The organism is Haloechinothrix sp. LS1_15, assembly GCF_033042135.1.
Taxonomy (GTDB): Bacteria; Actinomycetota; Actinomycetes; order Mycobacteriales; family Pseudonocardiaceae; genus Haloechinothrix.
Genome location: NZ_WBXM01000005.1, coordinates 213,800 through 235,267, shown reverse-complemented (window position 1 = coordinate 235,267; position 21,468 = coordinate 213,800). Strand labels below are relative to the sequence as shown.

Annotated in this window: 15 protein-coding genes; 13 read left to right on the top strand and 2 right to left on the bottom strand. The window is 69.5% G+C overall.

What is annotated here, in order from left to right:
• Positions 1-142 precede the first annotated feature (142 nt).
• The 4 genes from F8178_RS10350 to F8178_RS10335 all read left to right on the top strand — a co-directional run bounded on the left by F8178_RS10350 (position 143) and on the right by F8178_RS10335 (position 9,084).
• The gene (locus F8178_RS10350; RefSeq protein WP_317494502.1) at positions 143-1,774 is read left to right on the top strand and encodes a DAK2 domain-containing protein; all 1,632 of its coding nucleotides are present in this window, start codon (positions 143-145) and stop codon (positions 1,772-1,774) included.
• 3 nt (positions 1,775-1,777) lie between these two features.
• The gene (recG, locus tag F8178_RS10345; protein WP_317494501.1) at positions 1,778-3,940 is read left to right on the top strand and encodes an ATP-dependent DNA helicase RecG; all 2,163 of its coding nucleotides are present in this window, start codon (positions 1,778-1,780) and stop codon (positions 3,938-3,940) included.
• Positions 3,941-4,097: 157 nt separating this feature from the next.
• Positions 4,098-7,475, top strand: coding sequence for a pyruvate carboxylase (locus tag F8178_RS10340; RefSeq protein WP_317494500.1), 3,378 nt, complete (start codon positions 4,098-4,100; stop codon positions 7,473-7,475).
• Positions 7,476-7,518: 43 nt separating this feature from the next.
• Positions 7,519-9,084 (top strand): adenylate/guanylate cyclase domain-containing protein, encoded by a 1,566-nt coding sequence (locus F8178_RS10335; protein WP_317494499.1) that lies wholly within the window; start codon positions 7,519-7,521, stop codon positions 9,082-9,084.
• 9 nt (positions 9,085-9,093) lie between these two features.
• Here F8178_RS10335 and F8178_RS10330 read toward each other — a convergent pair whose 3' ends face one another.
• Positions 9,094-11,235: a UvrD-helicase domain-containing protein gene (locus F8178_RS10330; RefSeq protein ID WP_317494498.1), complete on the bottom strand. Its 2,142-nt coding sequence runs from the start codon at positions 11,233-11,235 to the stop codon at positions 9,094-9,096.
• Between the two features lie 157 nt (positions 11,236-11,392).
• On the opposite strand from F8178_RS10330, the gene rsmD reads away from it, so the two are divergent.
• From rsmD to mutM, 7 genes are all read left to right on the top strand, one after another.
• The gene (gene rsmD, locus F8178_RS10325; protein WP_317494497.1) at positions 11,393-11,959 is read left to right on the top strand and encodes a 16S rRNA (guanine(966)-N(2))-methyltransferase RsmD; all 567 of its coding nucleotides are present in this window, start codon (positions 11,393-11,395) and stop codon (positions 11,957-11,959) included.
• Between the two features lie 82 nt (positions 11,960-12,041).
• Positions 12,042-12,524, top strand: coding sequence for a pantetheine-phosphate adenylyltransferase (gene coaD / locus F8178_RS10320; RefSeq protein WP_317494496.1), 483 nt, complete (start codon positions 12,042-12,044; stop codon positions 12,522-12,524).
• 190 nt (positions 12,525-12,714) lie between these two features.
• Entirely contained in the window at positions 12,715-13,446 is a 732-nt protein-coding gene (locus F8178_RS10315; RefSeq protein ID WP_317494590.1) for a DivIVA domain-containing protein, read from the top strand.
• 133 nt (positions 13,447-13,579) lie between these two features.
• On the top strand, positions 13,580-14,209 hold the full coding sequence (locus tag F8178_RS10310; protein WP_317494495.1) for a YceD family protein: 630 nt from the start codon (positions 13,580-13,582) through the stop codon (positions 14,207-14,209).
• Positions 14,210-14,283: 74 nt separating this feature from the next.
• Positions 14,284-14,466 carry a 50S ribosomal protein L32 gene (gene rpmF, locus F8178_RS10305; RefSeq protein ID WP_317494494.1) on the top strand — a complete coding sequence of 61 codons (183 nt, stop codon included), beginning with the start codon at positions 14,284-14,286 and terminating at the stop codon, positions 14,464-14,466.
• A 14-nt stretch (positions 14,467-14,480) separates the two neighbouring features.
• A complete protein-coding gene (gene rnc, locus F8178_RS10300) occupies positions 14,481-15,275 on the top strand; it encodes a ribonuclease III (RefSeq protein WP_317494493.1) in 795 nt (264 codons plus the stop codon).
• Entirely contained in the window at positions 15,268-16,140 is an 873-nt protein-coding gene (gene mutM, locus F8178_RS10295; protein WP_317494492.1) for a bifunctional DNA-formamidopyrimidine glycosylase/DNA-(apurinic or apyrimidinic site) lyase, read from the top strand. Before rnc ends, mutM begins: the two co-directional genes overlap by 8 nt.
• 62 nt (positions 16,141-16,202) lie before the next feature.
• On the opposite strand, the gene F8178_RS10290 is transcribed toward mutM, so the two are convergent.
• Positions 16,203-17,045: a hypothetical protein gene (locus F8178_RS10290; protein ID WP_317494491.1), complete on the bottom strand. Its 843-nt coding sequence runs from the start codon at positions 17,043-17,045 to the stop codon at positions 16,203-16,205.
• Between the two features lie 242 nt (positions 17,046-17,287).
• Here F8178_RS10290 and F8178_RS10285 point away from each other — a divergent pair, with 242 nt between their 5' ends.
• Together F8178_RS10285 and smc are read left to right on the top strand one after the other, a co-directional pair.
• Positions 17,288-17,593: an acylphosphatase gene (locus tag F8178_RS10285; protein ID WP_396345292.1), complete on the top strand. Its 306-nt coding sequence runs from the start codon at positions 17,288-17,290 to the stop codon at positions 17,591-17,593.
• A 158-nt stretch (positions 17,594-17,751) separates the two neighbouring features.
• Positions 17,752-21,360 (top strand): chromosome segregation protein SMC, encoded by a 3,609-nt coding sequence (gene smc, locus F8178_RS10280; RefSeq protein ID WP_317494489.1) that lies wholly within the window; start codon positions 17,752-17,754, stop codon positions 21,358-21,360.
• Positions 21,361-21,468 lie beyond the last annotated feature (108 nt).

Below are 21,468 nucleotides of genomic sequence, written 5' to 3'. Positions count from 1 at the left end.
GGCAGCGTGCCCAGCGTAGCCGGTGCCGATGGAGCCGCCACAACCGGGTCGATAAGGTCAGTACCGGTCTGGGTGTTCGCGGGGCGCGACCCGGGTGCGGGGAACGCAGGCACGGTGAGCAACACGACGAGTCGAGGTAGGGATGCAGGCGTTGCGTGTCGCCGAGGTGTCCGCGTGGGCTGCGGCATGTGTGCGTAGCCTGGAGGGCCTGCGCGCTGAGATCGACAGCATCAACGTCTACCCGGTCGCTGACTCGGATACCGGGTCGAACCTGCTGCACACCGTCAACGGCGCGTACGACACGCTGACCCGGTCCCGGCCCGAGGCGGTGGGCCCGGCACTGGCAGCACTCGCCCGAGGGGCGATCGCCGCTGCGCGTGGTAACTCCGGGGTGATCCTGTCGCAGGCACTCCGAGGCCTGGCAGAGGCCTGCCACACCTGCGACGCCGTGGACGGTTCGTCGTTGACCAGCGGGCTGGTCGCGGCGGACCGGTTGGCCACGGAGGCGGTGGCACGGCCGGTCGACGGCACCATGTTGACCGTGTTGCGCGCCGCCCGGCGCGGTGCCGAGGACGAGGGCCGCCGGGCGGGCTCGCTCGAGCGGATCGTGCCCGCCGCGGTACGCGCCGCGGCCGATGCGCTGGAGCGCACGCCCCGCCAGCTCGCGATACTCGCCGAGGCAGGCGTCATCGATGCGGGTGGTCGGGGTGTGCTGGCGATCCTCGACGAGCTCGCCGCCGTGGTCACCGGTGAACCCGCCCACGGGCGCCCCGAGTTCGCCGTCGCCCCTGGCCGCAGCGCACCGCAGGCCGTCAGGACGAGCTCGCAGCCATGGGAGGTGATGTACCTCCTCGACGAGGTCGACGACAGCGCGCTGCACGTGCTCCGCGACGCGCTCAGCGCCATCGGTGACTGCGTGACGGTGGCCGGGGACGGTGCGGGTTGCCACGCCGTGCACGTCCACTGCCACGACATCGGTGCCGCGCTCGAGGCCGGGCTGGCAGCGGGACGACCACGGCAGGTGCGGGTGGAGTCGCTGGCCGCGCCCGCGCAACGCGTCGCGTCGCCTGCCGGGCAGCAGGCGCCCGCGCGCGAGCGCGCCGTACTGGCCGTCGTCGAGGGAGATGACCTGGCCAGGCTGTGTAGCCAGGTCGGTGCCCGGGTGCTCGCGGTACACGGGGGCGAGCTGCCGAGCACCGAGCGGATCCGGCAACTGGTGCACCGAATCGTCGCGTCCCACATCGCGGTGCTTCCCGCCGGAAGCGAGCTCACCGGGCTCGCCGAGCGGGCCGTCGAGGACCCGGACGGGGAACTGGACAAGGAAGTCGTTGTCGTGCCGTGTTCCTCGCCCGTTCAGGTGCTCTCCGCGCTGGCGGTGCACGACGGTACGCGCCGCGCGGGCGACGATGTGGTTGCGATGGCCGAGGCGGCTGCCGCCACCCATCGAGGCGAGCTGGCCATCGCCACGCAGGACGCGATCACCTGGGTCGGGCGCGTCAATGCCGGGGATGTCGTCGGCTTCGTCGATGATGAGGTCGTGCACATCCAACCCCCGGACGACGAGCTGTCGGTGCTGGCCGATGCGGCGATGGTGGTGCTGGAACGCATGCTCGGCGTCGGCGGCGAACTGGTCACGCTGCTGCTCGGCGCCCGCGCGCCGGAGGGCATCGACGCAGACATCACCGAGCGGCTGCGTACCGCGCACCCGGAGGTCGAGATCGTGGCTTATCGCGGGGGTCAGGTCGACAGCGTCCTCACGATTGGGGTGGAGTAGACGGTGAGTGGCTTGGGCGACGAGCTGACACCATTGATCGGGGCGAAATCGGCCGCGCCGCTGGCAGGCTCCCTCGGTATCGAGACCGTCGGGGATCTCCTGCGTCACTACCCCCGGCGCTACGCCGAGCGAGGCCAGCTGACCGACATCGCCGGGCTGGAGATCGGCGAGCACGTCACGGTGTTGGCCAGGATCGTCGACGCCACCAGACGGCAGATGCGCTCGCGCAAGGGCCATATCCTCGAGATCCGAATCACCGACGGGACCAGGGAGCTGACCTGCGCTTTCTTCAACAAGACTCGGTACCTCGCCACGCGGCTACGTCCCGGGGTGAGCGGTCTGTTCGCGGGTAAGGTCACCGCTTACCGCAACCGGCTGCAGCTCGCCCATCCCGAGTTCGAGCTGTTCGACAACGACGCCGCCGACGCCGGGAGCGCGGTCGACGAGTTCGTCGCCGAGATCATCCCGGTGTACCCGGCGGCCGAAGGGCTGCCCTCGTGGACGATCGACCGGTGCGTGCAACAGGTGCTGACCGGCGCCGATCTCGGCGAGGACCCGTTGCCCGCCAGAATCCGCGCGCGGCACGGGCTGGTAGAGCTGGCCACCGCGCTGCACGACATCCACCGTCCGCCGGACTGGGAGGCGCTGGACCGGGCGCGGCACCGGCTGAAATGGGACGAGGCGCTGGCCGTGCAGCTGGTCTTCGCCGAGCGGCGGGCATCCGCTGTGGCGCGCACCGGGCCGAGCTGCCCTCCGATGGCCGGTGGGCTGCTTGACTCCTTCGACGACCGGTTGCCGTTCACACTGACGGAGGGGCAGCGCTCCCTCGGCAAGGCCATCGCGGCGGACTTGGCGACCGAGCACCCCATGAACCGGCTCCTGCAGGGTGAGGTCGGCAGCGGGAAGACGGTGGTGGCGTTGCGGGCCATGCTCCAGGCGGTCGACGCCGGAAAGCAGGCAGCGATGCTGGCCCCGACCGAGGTGCTGGCCGCGCAGCATGCGCGCTCGCTCCGGGAACTGCTCGGCGATCTCGGCAATGCGGGTGAGCTGGGTGCGAGCGAGCAGGCTACGAAGGTCACGTTGGTGACCGGATCGCTGCCGGCCAAGCAGCGCAAGCAGGCACTGCTGGAGGCGGCCAGTGGCGAGGCCGGGATCGTGGTCGGCACGCACGCGCTCATCCAGGATCACGTGTCGTTCGCCGACCTCGGGCTGGTCGTCGTCGACGAGCAGCACCGTTTCGGCGTGGAGCAGCGTGACGCGCTACGCAACCGTGCCGCCGATCTCACGAGCCCGCACGTGCTGGTGATGACGGCGACGCCGATCCCCCGCACGGTCGCCATGACGGTCTACGGCGACCTGGAGGTCTCGGTGCTCGACGAGCTGCCTGCAGGCCGATCGCCGATCAGTACCGCGGTGGTGCCCGCCGCGGAGAAACCCGCCTGGCTGGAGCGGGCGTGGCAGCGAGTGCGAGAGGAGGTGGCGGCGGGCAACCAGGCCTACATCGTCTGCCCGCGCATCGGCGACGAACCGGCGGCCGACAGCGGGGGCAAACGCCCGCCGATCGCGGTGTTGGAGCTCGCCGAGCAACTGGCCGCCGATCAGCTGGCGGGCCTGCGGATCGGCACGCTGCACGGCAAGATGCCGCCGGAGGACAAGGACCACACGATGCGCCGCTTCGCGGCCGGTTCGCTGGACGTGCTGGTGGCGACCACCGTCGTCGAGGTCGGAGTGGACGTGCCGAGCGCCACCGTCATGCTGATCGCCGACGCCGACCGGTTCGGTGTCAGCCAGCTCCACCAGCTCCGTGGCCGCGTGGGTAGGGGCTCCGTCCCCGGGTTGTGCCTGCTGGTGACCGAGGCCGTTGAAGGAACCAAGGCGCGGCAGCGGCTGGATGCCGTCGCCTCGACCACCGACGGCTTCCGGCTCTCCCGTCTCGATCTGGAGCTGCGTAAGGAGGGGGACATCCTGGGAGCGGCGCAGTCCGGCAACCGCTCCGGGCTGAAGCTGCTCTCGTTGCTGCGGGACGAGGAGATCATCGCCGAGGCGCGGGAGCACGCGCAGGTGATCGTCGAGGCCGACCCGTCGCTTGGCGAGCACCTCGGTCTGGCCCGGCTGGTCACCGACCTGGTCGGTCCGGAGCGCGCCGAGTTCCTGGAAAAGACCTGAGCATGGCAGGCTGGCGATGCCCGGTGCCGACGTCCCGGGTGATGACGCCGGGCAACGCCGAGATGAACATGCTCACCGTTCCGCCACGATGGCGGAGCCGGTAGCGTGCAGAATCGACGCAGAACCGATTCAGATCAGGACGGCAGGAAGGATCGGGATGTTCCGTAAGGTGCTCGTCGCCAACCGCGGCGAGATCGCGATCCGCGCGTTCCGTGCGGGCTACGAACTGGGAGCGGGAACGGTCGCGGTGTTCCCGTACGAGGACAGGAACTCGCTGCACCGGCTCAAGGCCGACGAGTCACACCAGATCGGCGCGCCGGGGCACCCGGTACGGGCGTACCTGTCCGTCGACGAGATCGTCCGCGCCGCCCGCACCTCCGGTGCCGATGCGGTGTATCCGGGCTACGGTTTCCTGTCGGAGAACCCCGACCTCCCTCGAGCCTGCCAGCAGGCGGGTATCACCTTTGTTGGGCCGCCAGCCGAGATCCTGGAGATGGCTGGCAACAAGTCGCGTGCCGTGGCCGCCGCCCGCGAGGCCGGGATCCCCGTGCTGGAGTCCTCGCGGGCCACCGACGATATCGACGAGCTCGCCGCCGAGGCCGAGCGCATCGGGTTCCCGGTGTTCGTCAAGGCCGTCGCGGGTGGCGGCGGCCGCGGCATGCGTCGCGTGACCGAACGCGGGCACCTGCGTGAGGCGATCGAGGCGGCCTCCCGCGAGGCGGAGTCCGCCTTCGGCGACCCCGCCGTGTTCATCGAGCAGGCCGTGGTCAACCCCCGCCACATCGAGGTGCAGGTGCTGGCCGACGGCGAGGGTAATGTGGTGCACCTGTTCGAGCGGGACTGCTCGGTGCAGCGGCGGCATCAGAAAGTGATCGAGCTGGCCCCGGCGCCGAACCTGGACCCCGAGCTTCGGGAACGGATCTGCGGCGACGCGGTCCGCTTCGCCAGGCAGATCGGGTACCGCAACGCGGGGACTGTCGAGTTCCTCGTCGACGAGCACGGCAGGCACGTGTTCATCGAGATGAACCCCCGTATCCAGGTGGAGCACACGGTGACCGAGGAGGTCACCGACGTGGACCTGGTGGCCGCGCAGCTGCGGGTCGCCGCTGGGCAGACGCTGACCGACCTCGGATTGTCACAGGAGACGATCTACCTGCGTGGCGCGGCGTTGCAGTGCCGCATCACCACGGAGGATCCCGCCAACGAGTTCCGGCCGGACACCGGGATGATCAGCGCCTACCGATCGCCTGGCGGGTCCGGTATCCGGCTGGACGGCGGTACCGCCTTCTCCGGCACCGAGATCAGCGCGCACTTCGATTCCATGTTGGTCAAGCTCACCTGCCGCGGCCGCGACTTCGACACCGCGGTGGCCAGAGCCCGCCGCGCGGTCGCCGAGTTCCGGATTCGCGGTGTGGCGACCAACATTCCGTTCCTGCGCGCTGTGTTGGACGATCCCGACTTCCAGGCTGGCCGGGTGACCACCTCGTTCATCGAGGAACGGCCGTACCTGCTTACCGCGCGGCACTCGGCGGACAGGGGGACGAAGCTGCTGACCTACCTGGCGGACGTCACGGTCAATAAACCCAACGGGCAGCGCCCGAGGGTGCTTGACCCGGTGACCAAGCTGCCTGCCGTCCCCGATGGGGAGCCGCCGTCGGGATCCAAGCAGAAGCTGACCGAGCTGGGCCCGGAGGGTTTCGCGCAGTGGCTCCGGCAGTCGCCGCGGCTGGGACTGACCGACACCACGTTCCGTGACGCACATCAGTCGCTGTTGGCCACCCGCGTGCGTACCAAGGACCTGGTGCAGGTGGCACCGGTGGTGGCACACACCGCGCCGGAGCTGCTCTCGCTGGAGTGCTGGGGCGGCGCCACCTACGACGTCGCGTTGCGCTTTCTGGCCGAGGATCCGTGGGAACGGCTGGACGCGCTGCGCGAGGCGGTACCCAATATCTGCCTGCAGATGCTGCTGAGGGGCCGCAACACGGTCGGCTACACGCCGTACTCCACCGAGGTGACGTCAGCGTTCGTCGAGGAAGCCAGCGCAAGTGGGATCGATATCTTCCGCATCTTCGACGCCCTCAACGATGTGGAGCAGATGCGCCCGGCCATCGATGCCGTGCGCGAGACAGGCACCTCGATCGCCGAGGTGGCGCTGTGCTACACCTCGGATCTGTCCGAACCCAGTGAGCAGCTCTACACCCTCGACTACTACCTCAAGCTCGCTGAGCAGATCGTCGATGCGGGGGCGCACGTGCTGGCGATCAAGGATATGGCTGGCCTGCTCCGTGCCCCTGCCGCGGCGCGGCTCGTCTCTGCGCTGCGTGCCGAGTTCGATCTGCCGGTGCACATCCACACCCACGACACCGCGGGCGGCCAGCTGGCCACGTACCTGGCCGCGGTGCAGGCGGGCGCCGACGCCATCGATGGCGCCGTGGCCTCGATGGCGGGAACCACCTCGCAACCCTCGCTGTCGGCGATCGTCGCCGCCACCGATCACTCGGATCGACCGACCGGCGTCGATCTCCAGGCGGTGAGCGACCTCGAGCCGTACTGGGAGATGGTGCGCAAGGTCTACGGTCCGTTCGAGGCGGGACTGTCCTCGCCGACAGGGCGGGTGTACCACCACGAGATTCCCGGTGGGCAGCTGTCCAACCTGCGCACCCAGGCCACCGCACTCGGCCTTGGTGACCGATTCGAGGAGATCGAGGCGATGTACGCCGCTGCCGATCGCATGCTCGGGCGGCTGGTGAAGGTCACCCCTTCGTCGAAGGTGGTCGGCGACCTGGCGTTGCACCTGGTCGGAGCGGGGGTGCGCCCGGAAGCCTTCGAGGCCGAGCCGAACCGATACGACATCCCGGAATCGGTGATCGGCTTCCTGCGTGGCGAGCTGGGCGACCCGCCGGGTGGCTGGCCGGAACCGTTGCGCAGCAAGGCGTTGGAGGGCAGGCGCGCGGCGACCCCCGGCATCACCGAACTGTCCGATGAGGACAGGGAAGGGCTGACCGAACGGCGTCGCGACACCCTCAGCCGGCTGCTGTTCCCGGGGCCTGCGCGCGAGTATGCCGAGCACCGCAACGCTTACGGCGACACCAGCGTGCTGGCCAGCAAGGACTTCTTCTACGGCCTGCGTCCCGGCGAGGAGTACGCGGTGGATCTCGAGCCGGGCGTGCGGCTGCTCATCGAACTCGAGGCCATCGGCGAGGCCGACGAGCGCGGTATGCGTACCGTCATGGCCACGCTGAACGGTCAGTTGCGCCCGATCCAGGTGCGGGACCATTCCGTGACCTCCGAGCTACCCGCCGCGGAGAAGGCCGACAAGTCGAACCCCCGGCATGTGGCCGCTCCCTTTGCAGGGGTGGTCACGCTCTCGGTCGCCGAAGGTGACACGGTGGCCGAGGGTGGCACGGTCGCGACCATCGAGGCGATGAAGATGGAGGCGGCCATCACCGCGGCGACGGCTGGCAGGGTGAGCCGCGTGGCGATCAACCAGGTCCAGCAGGTCGAGGGCGGCGATCTGCTCGTCGTTGTCGAGTAGCCTGCCGGGAAGCTGGAGTCAGGAAACCGGACAAAGGGCTGACGTGCTGGGTTGGGTTACGCGAGACGACAGGGTGCTCAGGGAGCGCCCGCTCGGCTCGTGGTTGCTCGGCTCCGATATCGAGCACGGTCGCAGGCTGCGACTGCGTGTCCGGATCCTGCTCATCGGCTCGCTGCTGGCCGCCAACGCAGTCGGGGCCGCGGTGTCTATCGCCCTGGTCACCGTGGTGATCCCCGGCCCGAGTGTATTCGTCCGGGACCTGGTGCTCGTCAACTTCGTTGCGGTGCCCACCTATATCGCGGTCGCGTTGATCGGCGGCACCGCATGGGGCATCGCCAGGGGACTGCGGGTGGTGCGGTGGGCCACCGAGGGCTCGGAGCTCGACGAGTACCAGCGAAGGGCCACGTTGCGGCTGCCTGCTGAGCTGACGTTCATGCAGGCCGTGTTGTGGCTGGGTGGGTTCCTGCTGTTCACGGTGCTGTATGCCTTCGTGCAACCCGATGTGGTGCCGAAGGTGGCATTGAGCATCCTACTCAGCGGTACCGTCACCTGCGCCAACGCGTACTTGCTCAGCGAGTTCTCGCTGCGCCCGATCGCGGCACGCGCGCTGGCCGACGGCCCCCCGCCGCGCAGACTGGCCCTCGGGGTGACGATCCGGACGCTGGTGTTCTGGGCGGTCGGTTCGGCGGTGCCCATCCTCGTCCTGATGGTGGTCGCGCTGCTGACGCTGTTCCAGCCCGGTATCGATCAGCTGCAGCTCGTGGTGACCGTGCTCGCGCTCGGGTTGGTTTCGCTGGTGTCGGGATTCGTGCTCACCGTGCTCAACACCCGTGCCACCACCGCCCCGATCCGGACCGTGCGTGCCGCGCTGGCCAGGGTGGAGCAAGGTGACCTCGACACCGAGGTGGTGGTGTTCGACGGCACCGAGCTCGGCGAGCTACAGGCCAGCATGAACCGAATGGTCGCCGGGCTGCGGGAACGGGAACGGATCAGGGATCTGTTCGGCAAGCACGTCGGCGAGGAGGTCGCCAGGGCAGCGCTGTCCCGGCAGCTGCAGCTCGGCGGCGAGGTGCGCGACGTAGTGGTGCTGTTCGTCGATGTGGCAGGCTCGACCCAGATCGCGCAGACCCGGCCGCCCACCGAGGTGGTTGAGGTGCTCAACCGCTTCTTCACCGTGGTCGTCGACGAGGTGCACTCCCACGACGGGTTCGTGAACAAGTTCCAGGGCGACGCGGCACTCGCGATCTTCGGCGCGCCCTCGCCCGTGACGAACGCTTCCGGTAAGGCGCTGGCCGCGGCACGAGCGACCATGACCCGACTGGCCAGGGAGGTACCGGAGTTCTCCGTCGGGATCGGAGTGGCAGGGGGACAGGCCGTCGCGGGCAACGTCGGCGCGGAGAGCAGGTTGGAGTACACGGTCATCGGCGATCCCGTGAACATGGCGGCACGGCTCACCGAGCTCGCGAAGGGACTGCCCGGCCACGTCGCGGCCGCGATGTCGGTCGTGGAACGGGCAAGCGACGACGAGCGGGAACGTTGGCGGGAGTACGACGTGGTCGCCCTGCGTGGCCGCGCCACCCGCACCAGGGTGGCCGTTCCTGGCGAGTGAGCAGGCAGCTCAGGCCGGGCGCCAGCGATCCGGGTCGGAGGCCAGCACCGTGAGCCGGTGCGTCGCCCGCGACGTGGCGACGTACAGCATGCGCCTGCCCGCGGGCGACTCCGTCACGATCTCGCCCGGCTCGACCAGTACCACGGCGTCGTACTCCAGCCCTTTGCAGTCGACGCTGCCCGCGACCGTGAGGCGATCGCGGGGGACACCGTGCAGGAACTTGTCGAGCTCGGCCACCCGCGCGACGGCGCCGAGCACCGCGACGGTGCCATCGACGAGCTCGAGCATCTCCACCGCCGCCGCGCGGACGTCGCCCTCGAGCGAGGCCGGGTCGACGGCGGTGATCCGTGGCCGGATACCGGTTCGGCGCACCGCCTCCGGCAGGTCCGCGCCGTCCACGCCATCGGCGTGTCCGGTGACCACGGTCGCGGCCAGCGCGAAGATCTCGGCCGGGTTGCGGTAGTTGGTGCGGAGGGTGAAGTGCCTGCTCGCGGGTTGGCTGCCGAGCGCCTCCGCGCGCGCAGCCGCCACCTCGTCCGCCCCGCTCGACTTTCCGGTCGACACCCACGAGGACTGCGCCGGATCGCCCACGATCGTCCAGCTGGCTGACCGTCCCCGACGGCCGATCATGCGCCACTGCATCGGGGACAAATCCTGCGCCTCGTCGACGATCACGTGACTGTACTCGTCGTAGTGTTCCGGCAGCGCTCGGCGCTGCCGTCGCGGCTCGCCGTGATCCGCCGGGTACCGGTGCGCCTGCCTGTCGCGCCTCGGACGTCCAACCAGCGCGCGGATCTCGTCGAGCAGGGCGATGTCGGCAGGCGAGTAGCCCGTTTCGCCGCAGGCAAGCGAGGCGGCGAGCTCCGCGACCTCCTCGCGGTCCAACGTCCGTCCGGCCGCTCGCGCGAGCCGTCGCTCGTCACCGAGCCAGCGGAGCACCTCCGCCGGGCGCAGTACCGGCCACCAGGTGACCAGGAAGCGGTGGAACTCCAGCCGCTCGCCGAGCTCGGCGATCAGGCGCGTCCTTTCGATCGGTCTACCGTCGGCCGAATGGGACGGCGCCGCGGTGGCGAGTGCCTCGAGCAGGGCCTCGGCGGCGTGCACGCGGCACCGGTTGGGCTGCGCGCCTCTCGCGAGTACCCGGCCGCGCACCGCTTCGAGCTGCCCGGCATCCAGGGTGAGGACCTCCCCCTGGTACACGATGCGTAACTGATCGGGAACCCCGGGCGGGGTGTCGCGGACAGCGCGCCGCAGGACCGTGCGCATCCGCACCGATCCCTTGAGCGCGGCGAGCTGCGGCTGGTCGGCTCGACAGGCGGTGTACCCGTCGAGTACCTCACCGAGCGCGCGCAACTCGACGCTGGTCTCGCCCATCGCGGGCAGCACCCGCGAGATGTAACCGACGAACGCGGCCGATGGGCCGACCACCAGGACACCGCCGCCGCCGATCCGTTTGCGGTACCGGTACAGCAGGTAAGCCGCCCGGTGGAGTGCCACCGCTGTCTTCCCGGTTCCCGGCCCACCGGTGATCTCGGTGACGCCACGCCACGGCGCGCGGATGATCGCGTCCTGCTCGCGCTGGATGGTGCGGACGATGTCGCGCATGTGGTCGCCTCGGGCCTCGGCGAGCGCGGTCAGCAGCGCGCCTTCCCCGACGACGCGCAGGTCCTGCGGTACCGCGTGCGGCATGAGGACGTCGTCGTCGATACCGGTCACGGTGCGGCCGGTGCACTGGATGGCCCGGCGCCGGATCATGCCCATCGGCTCCTCGGCGCTGGCCTGGTAGAAGGGTGCCGCTGCGTCGGCACGCCAGTCGGTGACCAGGTTGTCGAAGTCGCCGTCGCGGATGCCCAGCCGTCCGACGTGGATCGTCTCGCCCGCGGAGGTGTCCAGCCTGCCGAAGACGAGCCCTTCGGACTCGGCGTCGAGCGTGTGCAGCGTGTGGTTCGCGTGCGAGACCATCACGTCGCGTTCGAACAGCATCGACGCCTGCTCGAACACCGCTTCGCGTTGCGCGCCGTGTCCCAGCTCATACCCGCGGTCGCGCATGTCCTCCGCCTGGCGGCGCAGCTCGTCGACCCGGGCATACACCCTGTCGACATGCGTTTGCTCGCTGGCGATCTCCGAGCGGACCACCCAGGATTCCGACACGCGCTTCTCCTTGCGAACTCGCTCGTAGCGCCCGAAGGAACCGAGAATACGCTGAAGGCTGCGCATCGCGGGAGCAGGCGGGGGTTGGCTGTTCCCCCGGGGCGTACCGCTGTGTGCAGGCGGGTACGGGCACGTACGGAGACGGGAGGGTATCGGCGTGGCCAGGATCGTGTCCGGAACGGCTCGGGGCCGCCGATTGCGGGTGCCGCAACGCGGGACGAGACCGACGACGGAACGCGTCAGGGAGTCGCTGTTCAACGCGCTGGAGGCGGCCGGGGAGGTGGTCGACGCCACGGTGCTCGACCTGTACGCGGGTTCGGGTGCGCTGGGCCTGGAGGCGCTGTCGCGCGGTGCAGCCGATGTCTACTTCGTGGAGGAGGATCGCAAGGCTGTGGCGATCCTCCGGCGCAATGTCGCCGAGGTCGGTCTCGGTGGCACGGTGCGGCACGCCACCGTCGCCAAGGCACTGGCCTGCCCCGCTGCGGTGCGCGCCGACCTGGTGCTGGTCGATCCCCCGTACGCGGTCACCGACGCGCAGCTGCGGTCGGAGATGGCGGCGCTGGCCGCGGGCGGTTGGGTCGGCGACGGTGGCCTGGTGATCATCGAGCGGTCGCCGCCCGACGGTGAGGACTGCTGGCCCCCTGGCTTCGACGTGATCCGGGTGCAGCGCTACCGGGACACCACCGTCTACTGGGCCGAGTATCGCCCGGGTGAGACCGGGTGAGACCGGGAAGGCGCGAGGAGCACGGGTGCCGCGGCGCACCTATGACGTTCTGGCCGGTCCGCAGGCTGCTACTGTCCGCGGCATGATCAGCGTGGTGTGTCCCGGCTCCTACGATCCGGCGACGAACGGGCATCTCGACATCATCGAACGGTGCTCGCGGTTGTTCGACGAGGTCGTCGTCGCCGTATTGATCAACAAGAGCAAGAAGGGCCTGTTCTCCATCGACGAGCGTATGGCGATGCTGCGCGAGGTGACCGCCGAGTACGGCAACGTGCGGGTGGACTCCTGGCACGGCTTGCTGGTGGACTACTGCCGGGACAACGGCATCCCCGCGATCGCCAAAGGCCTGCGCGCGGTCAGCGACTTCGACTACGAGCTCCAGATGTCGCAGATGAACCAGCGCCTGTCCGGCGTTGAGACGCTGTTCATCTCGACCAACCCCGAGTACAGCTTCCTGTCCAGCTCGCTCGTCAAGGAGATCGCCACCTACGGCGGCGACGTCTCTCACCTGGTTCCGGAGCTCATCCAGCAGCGGTTGCTGGACCGCGTCGCGGAGCTGGGGTAGCCGCAGCCTGCCGAAGGTACCCCAGGGACCTCAGGGGTGCCGGGACACGCCCGGTGAAGGGCTACCTGCACGGGGTGTCGGCTATGGTGAGGCAGACTTGCCCTACGTCGGGTGGTGCTCCGCCGGAGCAGTGGCGGTGTCCAGGCTGGCGGTAGGTGCTGTGAGTGCAGCTGAGCAAGGGAGAGTGGCCGTGTACCGGGTGTTCGAGGCTCTCGACGAACTCGTCACGATCGTGGAAGAAGCCCGTGGCGTGCCCATGACATCGAGCTGCGTGGTCCCGCGCGGGGACGTCCTCGAGCTGCTGGACGATGTGCGCGATGCGCTGCCCCGGGAGGTCGACGACGCGCAGGACGTGCTCGACAAGCGTGACGAGGTGCTGAACTCCGCGCGCAAGCAGGCGGACGAGACGATCGAGTCGGCTAACAACGAGGCCGCTTCCACCGTTTCCGAGGCCAGGTCCGAGGCGGAACGGTTGGTGAACGAGGCGAGGGAGCAGGCGGAGAAGATCGTGGCGGACGCGCGCGCAGAGGCCGACCGCACCATCGCCGACGGGCGCAACGAGTACGAGAACCTCACCGAGCGCGCCAGGGCGGAATCCGAGCGGATGGTGCAGGCGGGCAAGGAAGCCTACGATCGGTCCGTCCAGGAAGGGCTCACCGAGCAGCAGCGTCTGGTGTCGCAGACCGAGGTGGTGCAGGCTTCGCACAACGAGGCGGCACGTATCGTCGACGAGGCCAACGCCGAGGCCGACCGGCAGCGGGAGGACTGCGACGCGTACGTGGACGGCAAACTCGCCGAGTTCTCCGACCTGCTCTCCCAGACGCTGCGCACCGTCGATCAGGGTAGGAACCACCTACGTGCGTCCGGCATCGGCAACGGGCGGGGGGCCTACGAGCATCAGCGGCAGCATTACGGCGTGTAACAGCGTCGGAGTAGCGGTCCTCCTCGCCGGTGCACCGCCCTCGCCACGGCGCGCGTTATCATGGGAGGTCGGCCCGTTGCGCCCTTCCCCTGCCGGTGTAGACCACCCTGCCTGCGACTCTGCGAGCGATCCCATGACCGAGTATCACGACAGCCACTCCCAGCGGACCACCTCCGGTGGTCCGCCCGCGGTCCTGACCGGCGATGGCGCCTGGGTGATCGACACCAGGGAGTTCGGCAGGAGTCCCGGCGCGAGCAGGCCGGTGCGGATGCGCGTGGCCGCCGAGCACACCATCGGTATTCCCGAGGTCATCGAAGTACACCAAGGTGCCGTCTACCAGCTGGACTTGCTACTCGAGTCGGTGGTCGAAGGTGTGCTCGCCACCGGGGACATCAACGTGCGTGCCCAGGGGCAGTGCGCCCGCTGCCTCGAGCCATTGACGGAGAACATCGAGGTCACCATCACCGAGCTGTTCGCCTACCCGGACTCGACCACCGAGCGAACCACCGAGGAGGACGAGGTCAGCCACGTCGTCGACGACCGTGTCGACCTGCAGCCGGTGGTGCGGGACGCGGTCGTGCTCGCGTTGCCGCTGGTACCGTTGTGCGCGGAGGATTGCCAGGGTCTGTGTGCGGGTTGCGGTGTCAAGTGGGCCGAGCTCGAGGCCGGACACGAGCATGAGAGTATTGATCCTCGGTGGGCAGCCCTCGTCGAGCGGTTCGACGAGCTGACGCCTGGTGAGAATCCTCGCGAAGACGAGTGAGTCAAGCTGGTGAGCGGTGACGGCCGGGAACGGACCCGCGCCGCACCGATAATTGACGTTGAGGAGAGTGAGCTGTGGCCGTCCCGAAGCGGAAGAAGTCGCGGTCGAACACGCGGACCCGGCGCTCGCAGTGGAAGGCGAGCCCGGTGCAGCTGGTCCCGTGCGCCAACCGCGCGTGCCGGGAACCCAAGCCGCCGCAGGTGGCGTGCCCGAACTGTGGCCAGTACGCGGGTCGTCAGGTCGTTGAGCCCGCCTGAGTACGGGTGCGCTTATGGCAGCTCAGTCGGACATCGGTCCCGTGGCCGATCCCACGCCCCTGCTCGAGGCGCTCGGCGTTGAGCTCAAGCCGGAGCTGCTGACGTTGGCGTTGACCCACCGCTCGTATGCCTACGAGAACGGTGGGTTGATGCCGAATGAGCGTCTCGAGTTCCTCGGGGACGCGGTGCTCGGCCTGGTGATTACCGATCATCTTTACTCGGAGCATCCCGAGCTGCCGGAAGGGCAGCTCGCGAAGCTGCGCGCCAGCGTGGTCAACATGCAGGCGCTGGCGGGGGTGGCCCGTCGACTCGGCGAGGGTGGCCTCGGCGCGCACGTGTTGCTCGGTAAAGGCGAGGAGCTCACCGGCGGGCGCGACAAAGCGAGCATCCTGGCGGACACGCTGGAGGCGATGATCGGCGCGGTGTACCTCCAGCACGGCATCGAGGCCGCGCGCGGCCTGGTGCACCGGCTGTTCGCCGATCTGCTCGCCGAAGCACCGCTTCGGGGCGCGGGACTGGACTGGAAGACGAGCCTTCAAGAGCTGACCGCGGCCGCCGCCCTCGGGGTTCCCGAGTATCGCGTGGCCGACACCGGTCCCGACCATCAGAAGGTGTTCACCGCAACCGTGGTCGTCGCCGGGCGTGAGCTCGGCCACGGCGACGGGGGGACCAAGAAAGAGGCCGAGCAGAAGGCCGCCGAGACAGCGTGGCGCGTGCTATCGGCCGAACGCGCCGAGCAGGCCGGGCAGAGCGGCAGGTCCGGGGACAGTGCCGCAGGCGAGGGACACCGACCCGACGGCCGTGCCTGAGCTCCCCGAGGTCGAGGCCATCCGAGCGGGCTTGGCCGAGCATGTCGCCGGGGCGACGGTCACCGACGTCGAGATCCTGCACCCTAGAGCGATCCGTCGTCACGTTCCCGGTGCAGCAGATTTCCGCGCCAGAGTCGCCGGTCATCGCATCGATGCGGTGCGGCGCAGGGGGAAGTACTTGTGGTTCGAGCTGAGTTCCGGTGACGTGGTGCTCGGCCACCTGGGGATGAGCGGACAGCTGCTGGTGCAGCCTACGGCCGCGCCCGACGAGAGGCACCTCCGGGCTCGCATTCGCTTCGCCGACACGCACCGGGAGCTGCGTTTCGTGGATCAGCGAACGTTCGGCGGAATGCTGGTCACCGAGCTGTGTGAGGTGGCGGAGGAACGGCTGCCCGTCGAGATCGCCCACATCGCGCGGGATCCTGTGGATCCGACGTTTCGCGTCGACGAGGTCGTGCGCGGGCTGCGCGCCAAGCGTACGGAGTTGAAGCGCGGGTTACTGGACCAGTCGCTGGTGTCCGGGATCGGCAATATCTACGCCGACGAAGCACTGTGGCGTGCCCGGCTGCACGGCACGCGCAGCACGCGCGGGTTGACGCGGGAAGCGGGGCGGGCGCTGTTCGCGGCGGTGACCGAGGTGCTCGCCGAGGCGCTCGATGCGGGGGGAACGTCCTTCGACGCGCTGTACGTCAACGTCAACGGCGAGTCGGGGTACTTCTCCCGCTCGCTGGCGGTGTACGGCAAGGAAGGCGAACCGTGCCCGCGGTGTGGTGCCCCGATCCGCAGGGAGCCGTTCACCAACCGGTCTTCGTACTCCTGCCCGCGCTGCCAGCCGCGGCCACGGTACGGTCCCGCCAAGCCGTAGGCGGTACCGATCGGCGTCTCCCAGAGCAGGAGGTTCGCCGGTGGACGTTGCCGGGACTCGGCCTAGCCTGCCTCGGTCGTGGACTCACCCTGGCCGCTGGTTGTCGTCGTCGTGGTGGTGGAGCTGGTCGACGTGCTGTCCGGGTCCCCGTCACCGCCGTCCTCGTCGTCTTCGTCATCCTCGTCGTCTTCGTCGTCCTCGTTGTCGCCGTCGCCGCCGTCACCGTTGTCGCCGTCACCGCCGTCACCGTTGTCGCCGCCGCCGCCGTCACCGCCGTCCTCGTCGTCTTCGTCATCCTCGTCGTCTTCGTCGTCCTCGTTGTCGCCGTCGCCGCCGTCACCGTTGTCGCCGTCACCGCCGTCACCGTTGTCGCCGCCGCCGCCGTCACCGCCGTCACCGCCGTCACCGTTGTCGCCCCCCGGCGTGGTCTCGGTCGTGGTCTCGGGAGTGGTCGTCGGCGGGTTGTCGGACCGTGCGGGATCGGTGGTCGTGGCGCTCGTGGTGACTCCCGCGAACGGCGAGGTGGTGATCGTGGTGGTGGTGCCGTCGGGTCGGGTGATGCGCACCGAGCTGCTCGGCAGCCCACTTTCCGGGGTGAGCGTGTCGGTGGCGGCGGCATCACCGATCGATTCGTTGTTGCGCTCGGGTCTGGCCTCACCCTGCACCAATTCGCGATCCCGTTGCGACGGGTCGCGATCCCGCTCGTACTCGTAGATCGCGTCGGGCCCGTCGGCGCGGTGACCGGGAGTCGTGGTGAGGTCGGCGATCCCGGCGAAGGCCGTCGCCGTGAGGAGGCCGCTGGCGGCGAGCGCGAGGTACCCGCGGCGGCGAGACGCGGTGGTGACGGTGTCGGCCGGGGAGACCGTGACACGCGACTCGTCGTGTGACCCTCCGCTGGGCGGCATGAGCTGCTCCTCGCGTTACGCGGACTGTTCTGCTCGAGTTCGGCCGGCCGGACGCGGGACGGGATCGACCGCCACAACATGGCCGGATGCCGGCGCACTCTATCACTCGTCAGGGGGCAGATGACGCGACCGGTACGTCGCCGGGTGCGGGTTTGTGCACGTTGTGTGGTGTTACAGAATTGGCGTCACACAATCCGGGGGGTTTTGCTGGTACGCGATGTGTCCGATGAGTGCTGATTGTGATGGGGCACGATGGGGACGTGAGTGCGAGCAACCGGACGGTCCGTTTGACCGCATGGGTACACGGCCGCGTGCAGGGCGTGGGTTTTCGCTGGTGGACGAGGAGTCGGGCGCTGGAGCTCGGCCTGGTCGGACACGCGAGCAACCTGGCGGACGGGCGCGTCGAGGTCGTCGCCGAGGGGCCCCGCGAGCACTGCGAGCAACTACTGGAGACGCTGCGTTCCGGAGGATCACCCGGTCGAGTGGAGATGGTCGTCGAGCGCTGGTCCGAAGCGCGGGGCGGTCTCAGCGGGTTCGTGGAGCGTTAGCACGGTAATCGGCCTGCCGTCGCAGGTATCGGACGTCACGCCGGTACGCTCGGTCGGTGGTGCGCACGCATCCGGGGTGCCCGATGGCTGCTGGATGCCGCCCGAGTCACCACGCGAATCACGCCAAGCCAGCCGATCAGTAGAGGGACGAAAGCTTCGTGCATCTGAAGAGCCTGACGTTGAAGGGGTTCAAGTCCTTCGCCTCGGCCACGACGTTGCGCTTCGAACCCGGTATCACGTGCGTCGTCGGTCCGAATGGCTCGGGCAAGTCCAACGTGCTGGACGCGCTGCGCTGGGTCATGGGAACGCAGGGTGCCAAGGATCTCCGTGGCGGCAAGATGGAGGATGTCATCTTCGCGGGCACCTCGGGACGCGCCCCCCTCGGCAGGGCCGAGGTCACGCTGACGATCGACAACTCAGACGGGGCGTTGCCGATCGAGTACACCGAAGTGTCGATCACGCGAAGGATGTTCCGCGACGGTGCCAGCGAGTACGAGATCAACGGCAGCACGTGCCGGTTGATGGACGTGCAGGAGCTGCTCTCGGATTCGGGTATCGGGCGCGAGATGCACGTGATCGTGGGCCAGGGGCAGCTCTCGGAGATCCTGCACGCCAAGCCGGAGGACCGCAGGGCGTTCATCGAGGAGGCCGCCGGTGTCCTGAAGCACCGCAAGCGCAAGGAGAAAGCGCAACGCAAGCTCAACGGGATGCAGGCCAACCTCGACCGGCTCAACGACCTCACCAGCGAGCTGCGTAAGCAGCTCAAACCGCTGGGCAAGCAGGCGGAGGCAGCCCGTAAGGCCCAGACGGTGCAGGCCGAGCTCCGCGATGCGCGGCTCCGGCTGCACGCCGACGACCTGGTGAGCCAGCGCGAGGCGCTTGCCAAGGAGGAAGCCGACGAGCAAGCGGCCAGGGCACGCAAGCGGGAAGTCGAGCAGGCGCTGGAGGCGGCGACCGCCGAGCAGACCGAACTAGAGGAGTCGCTGGCCGCGGACGCGCCGAAGCTCGCCGAAGCGCAGGACACCTGGTACAAGCTCTCGTCGCTGGCTGAGCGGTTGCGCGGCACGGTGCGCCTGGCGGTGGAGCGGCAGCGACACCTGTCCGCGGAGGTTCACGAACACGTCGGCGACCGCGACCCGGAGGAGCTGCTTGCCGAGGCCGAGGAAGCCGCGGCGCAGGAACAGGAGCTGACCGAAGCGGTCGAGCAGGCACGCCAGGTGCTGACCGACACCATCGAACGCCGGGAACAGACCGAGCGCCTGGCTCGCGAGGCCGAGGAGCGTCACATGGCCGCGGTGCGCGCCATCGCCGACCGGCGCGAGGGCGTGGCCAAGCTCCGCGGCGAGGTCGATGCGCTGCGCAGCAAGGACGCCGCGACCGAGGAGGAGCTCGAGCGGCTGACTAACGGGATCAACGAGGCGGCCGAGCGTGCCGAGCAGGCCGCGGAGGAATTGGAACAGGCAAGGACGGAAGGCGGCATCTCCGACGAGGGTGACGCGGACCTGGACAGCCGGTATGAGCAGGCGGTGCAGGCCCGCGACGTCGCGAGCGCGCGTGTGGCCGAGCTGGCCGACGCCGAGCGAGCCGCCGAGCGCGACATCGCCTCGGAGAGGGCGCGGGTGGATGCGCTGTCGATGGGGCAGGATCGCAAGGACGGTTCCGCCGCGTTGCTGCACGCGGGCGACGGTGAGGTTCCTGGCCTGCTCGGCGCGGTGGCCGAACAGCTGGAGGTGCGGCAGGGGTACGAGGTCGCGGTGGCCGCGGCCCTCGGCCCGATCGCCGAAGCGGTGGCGATGCGCGGCCCCGCGGAAGCCGTCGCAGCCATCGAGTACCTCAAGACCCACGAAACGGGTCGCGCCGCGATGCTGCTTGGTGGCACGGATGGCAGCGGCGCGGCCGGGGCAACCGCCCGGCCGCCGTTGCCGGAGAGCGGGCGCTGGGCGAGTGATCTCGTCACCCCGCCCGAGGCCGTGCGGGGAGCCGTCGAGCGGCTGCTCGACAGGGTCGTCGTGGTCGACGACCTGGCCGCTGCCCGGCGGTTGGTCGACGCCAGGCCCGAGCTACGCGCCGTCACCATGCAGGGCGACGTCCTCGGCACCGATTGCGCATTCGGCGGCGCCTCGGCCAGCGCGAGCGCCATCGAGGTGCAGGCGGCCGTCGAGGACGCGCAACAGCGGCTGGCAGAGGCCGAGCAGCGGCTGGGCGAGACACAGGCGCTGCTGGACGGCGCACGGGCCGAGCTGCGTGCACGTGAGGGCGACGTCACCGCGGCGAAGGAGGCGCAGTCGGAGTCCAAGGTGCGCAAGGCGCGGACCACGGAGCGCATCGAGCGGTTGGAGCAGGCGGCGCGCTCGGCGGAAGCTGATGTGGAGCGGCTGCGCAAGCAGCGCGCCCAGGTGTACGAGTCCCGCGAGCAGGCGCTGGCGAAGTTGGCGGAACTGGAGGAGCGGCTCGGGGCGATCTCTGACGAGCCCGTCGACGAGGACCCCGACACCTCCGAGCGGGACAACGCAGCGGCCTCGCTGTCCGAGATGCGCCAGGCTGAGGTCGACGCGCGCCTGACACTACGCACGGCCGAGGAACGGGTGGAGGGCGTCGCGGGGCGCGCCGAGTCACTGCGGCAGGCCGCGGAGGCCGAACGGCAAGCCCGCGAGCGCGCGGAGAAGGCACGTATCGAGCGGCAGCGAGCGGCCGGTGTGGCCGAGGCCGTCGTCAGTGGGGGCGAGGTCGCTCTCGAGCGCATCGAGGTGTCGTTGCGGCGTGCCGCCGAGGAACGGGATGCCGTCCAGCGCGCCAGGCAGCAGCGGGAGGATGCCCTCGCCCAGGTCCGTACCAGGGTGCGGCAGTTGACCGGGGAGCTGGAAAAGCTGACCGATGCCGTGCACCGGGACGAGCTGGTGCGTGCCGAGCAGCGCACCCGCCTCGAACAGCTGGAGAACAAGATCGTCGAGGAGTTTGGGATCGGGCTGGAGGAGCTGGTGGCCGAGTACGGTCCCGACCAGCCGGTTCCGGCCGGTGCCGAAGAGATGGCCGAGTACGAAGCGGCACGCGAGCGAGGCGAGGACGTCAGCGAGCCGCAGCCGATGCCCTATGACCGCGCCACCCAGGAGCGCAGGGCCAAGCGAGCGGAGAAGGATCTGGCCTCGCTGGGCAAGGTGAACCCGCTGGCGCTTGAGGAGTACGCGGCGCTGGAGGAACGGTACAAGTTCCTGTCCACCCAGCTGGAGGACCTACAGAACACGCGTAAGGATCTGCTGTCGGTGATCTCCGAGGTGGACGAGAAGATCCTGGAGTTGTTCAGTACCGCCTACCAGGATGTTGCCAGGGAGTTCGAGACCGTGTTCGCAGCGCTGTTCCCCGGCGGCGAGGGACGGCTGATCCTCACCGAGCCGGACGACCCACTGGCGACCGGTGTCGATGTGGAGGCAAGGCCACCTGGCAAGAAGGTCAAGCGGCTGTCGCTGCTCTCGGGGGGTGAGAAGTCGCTGGTGGCGGTGGCGATGCTCATCGCGATCTTCCGTGCGCGCCCTTCGCCGTTCTACGTGCTCGACGAGGTGGAGGCCGCGCTGGACGAGACCAACATGCGCCGCCTGCTGAACCTGCTCGAGCAGCTCAAGGAGAGCTCGCAGCTCATCGTGATCACGCATCAGAAGCCGACCATGGAGATCGCCGACGCGCTCTATGGGGTGAGCATGGCAGGCGACGGGATCACCCAGGTGATCTCACAGCGGCTGCGTGCGGGGGTACCGGAACCGATCTCGTCCTGACCGGCCTGCCCGTGGCATCGGGGCCGGCATAGGCAGCGACGGTTACGGACGGCACAACCGACCACCCGCCCCCGACGCTGAGCTGTCGCCGGGTGCGAGGATGGCACC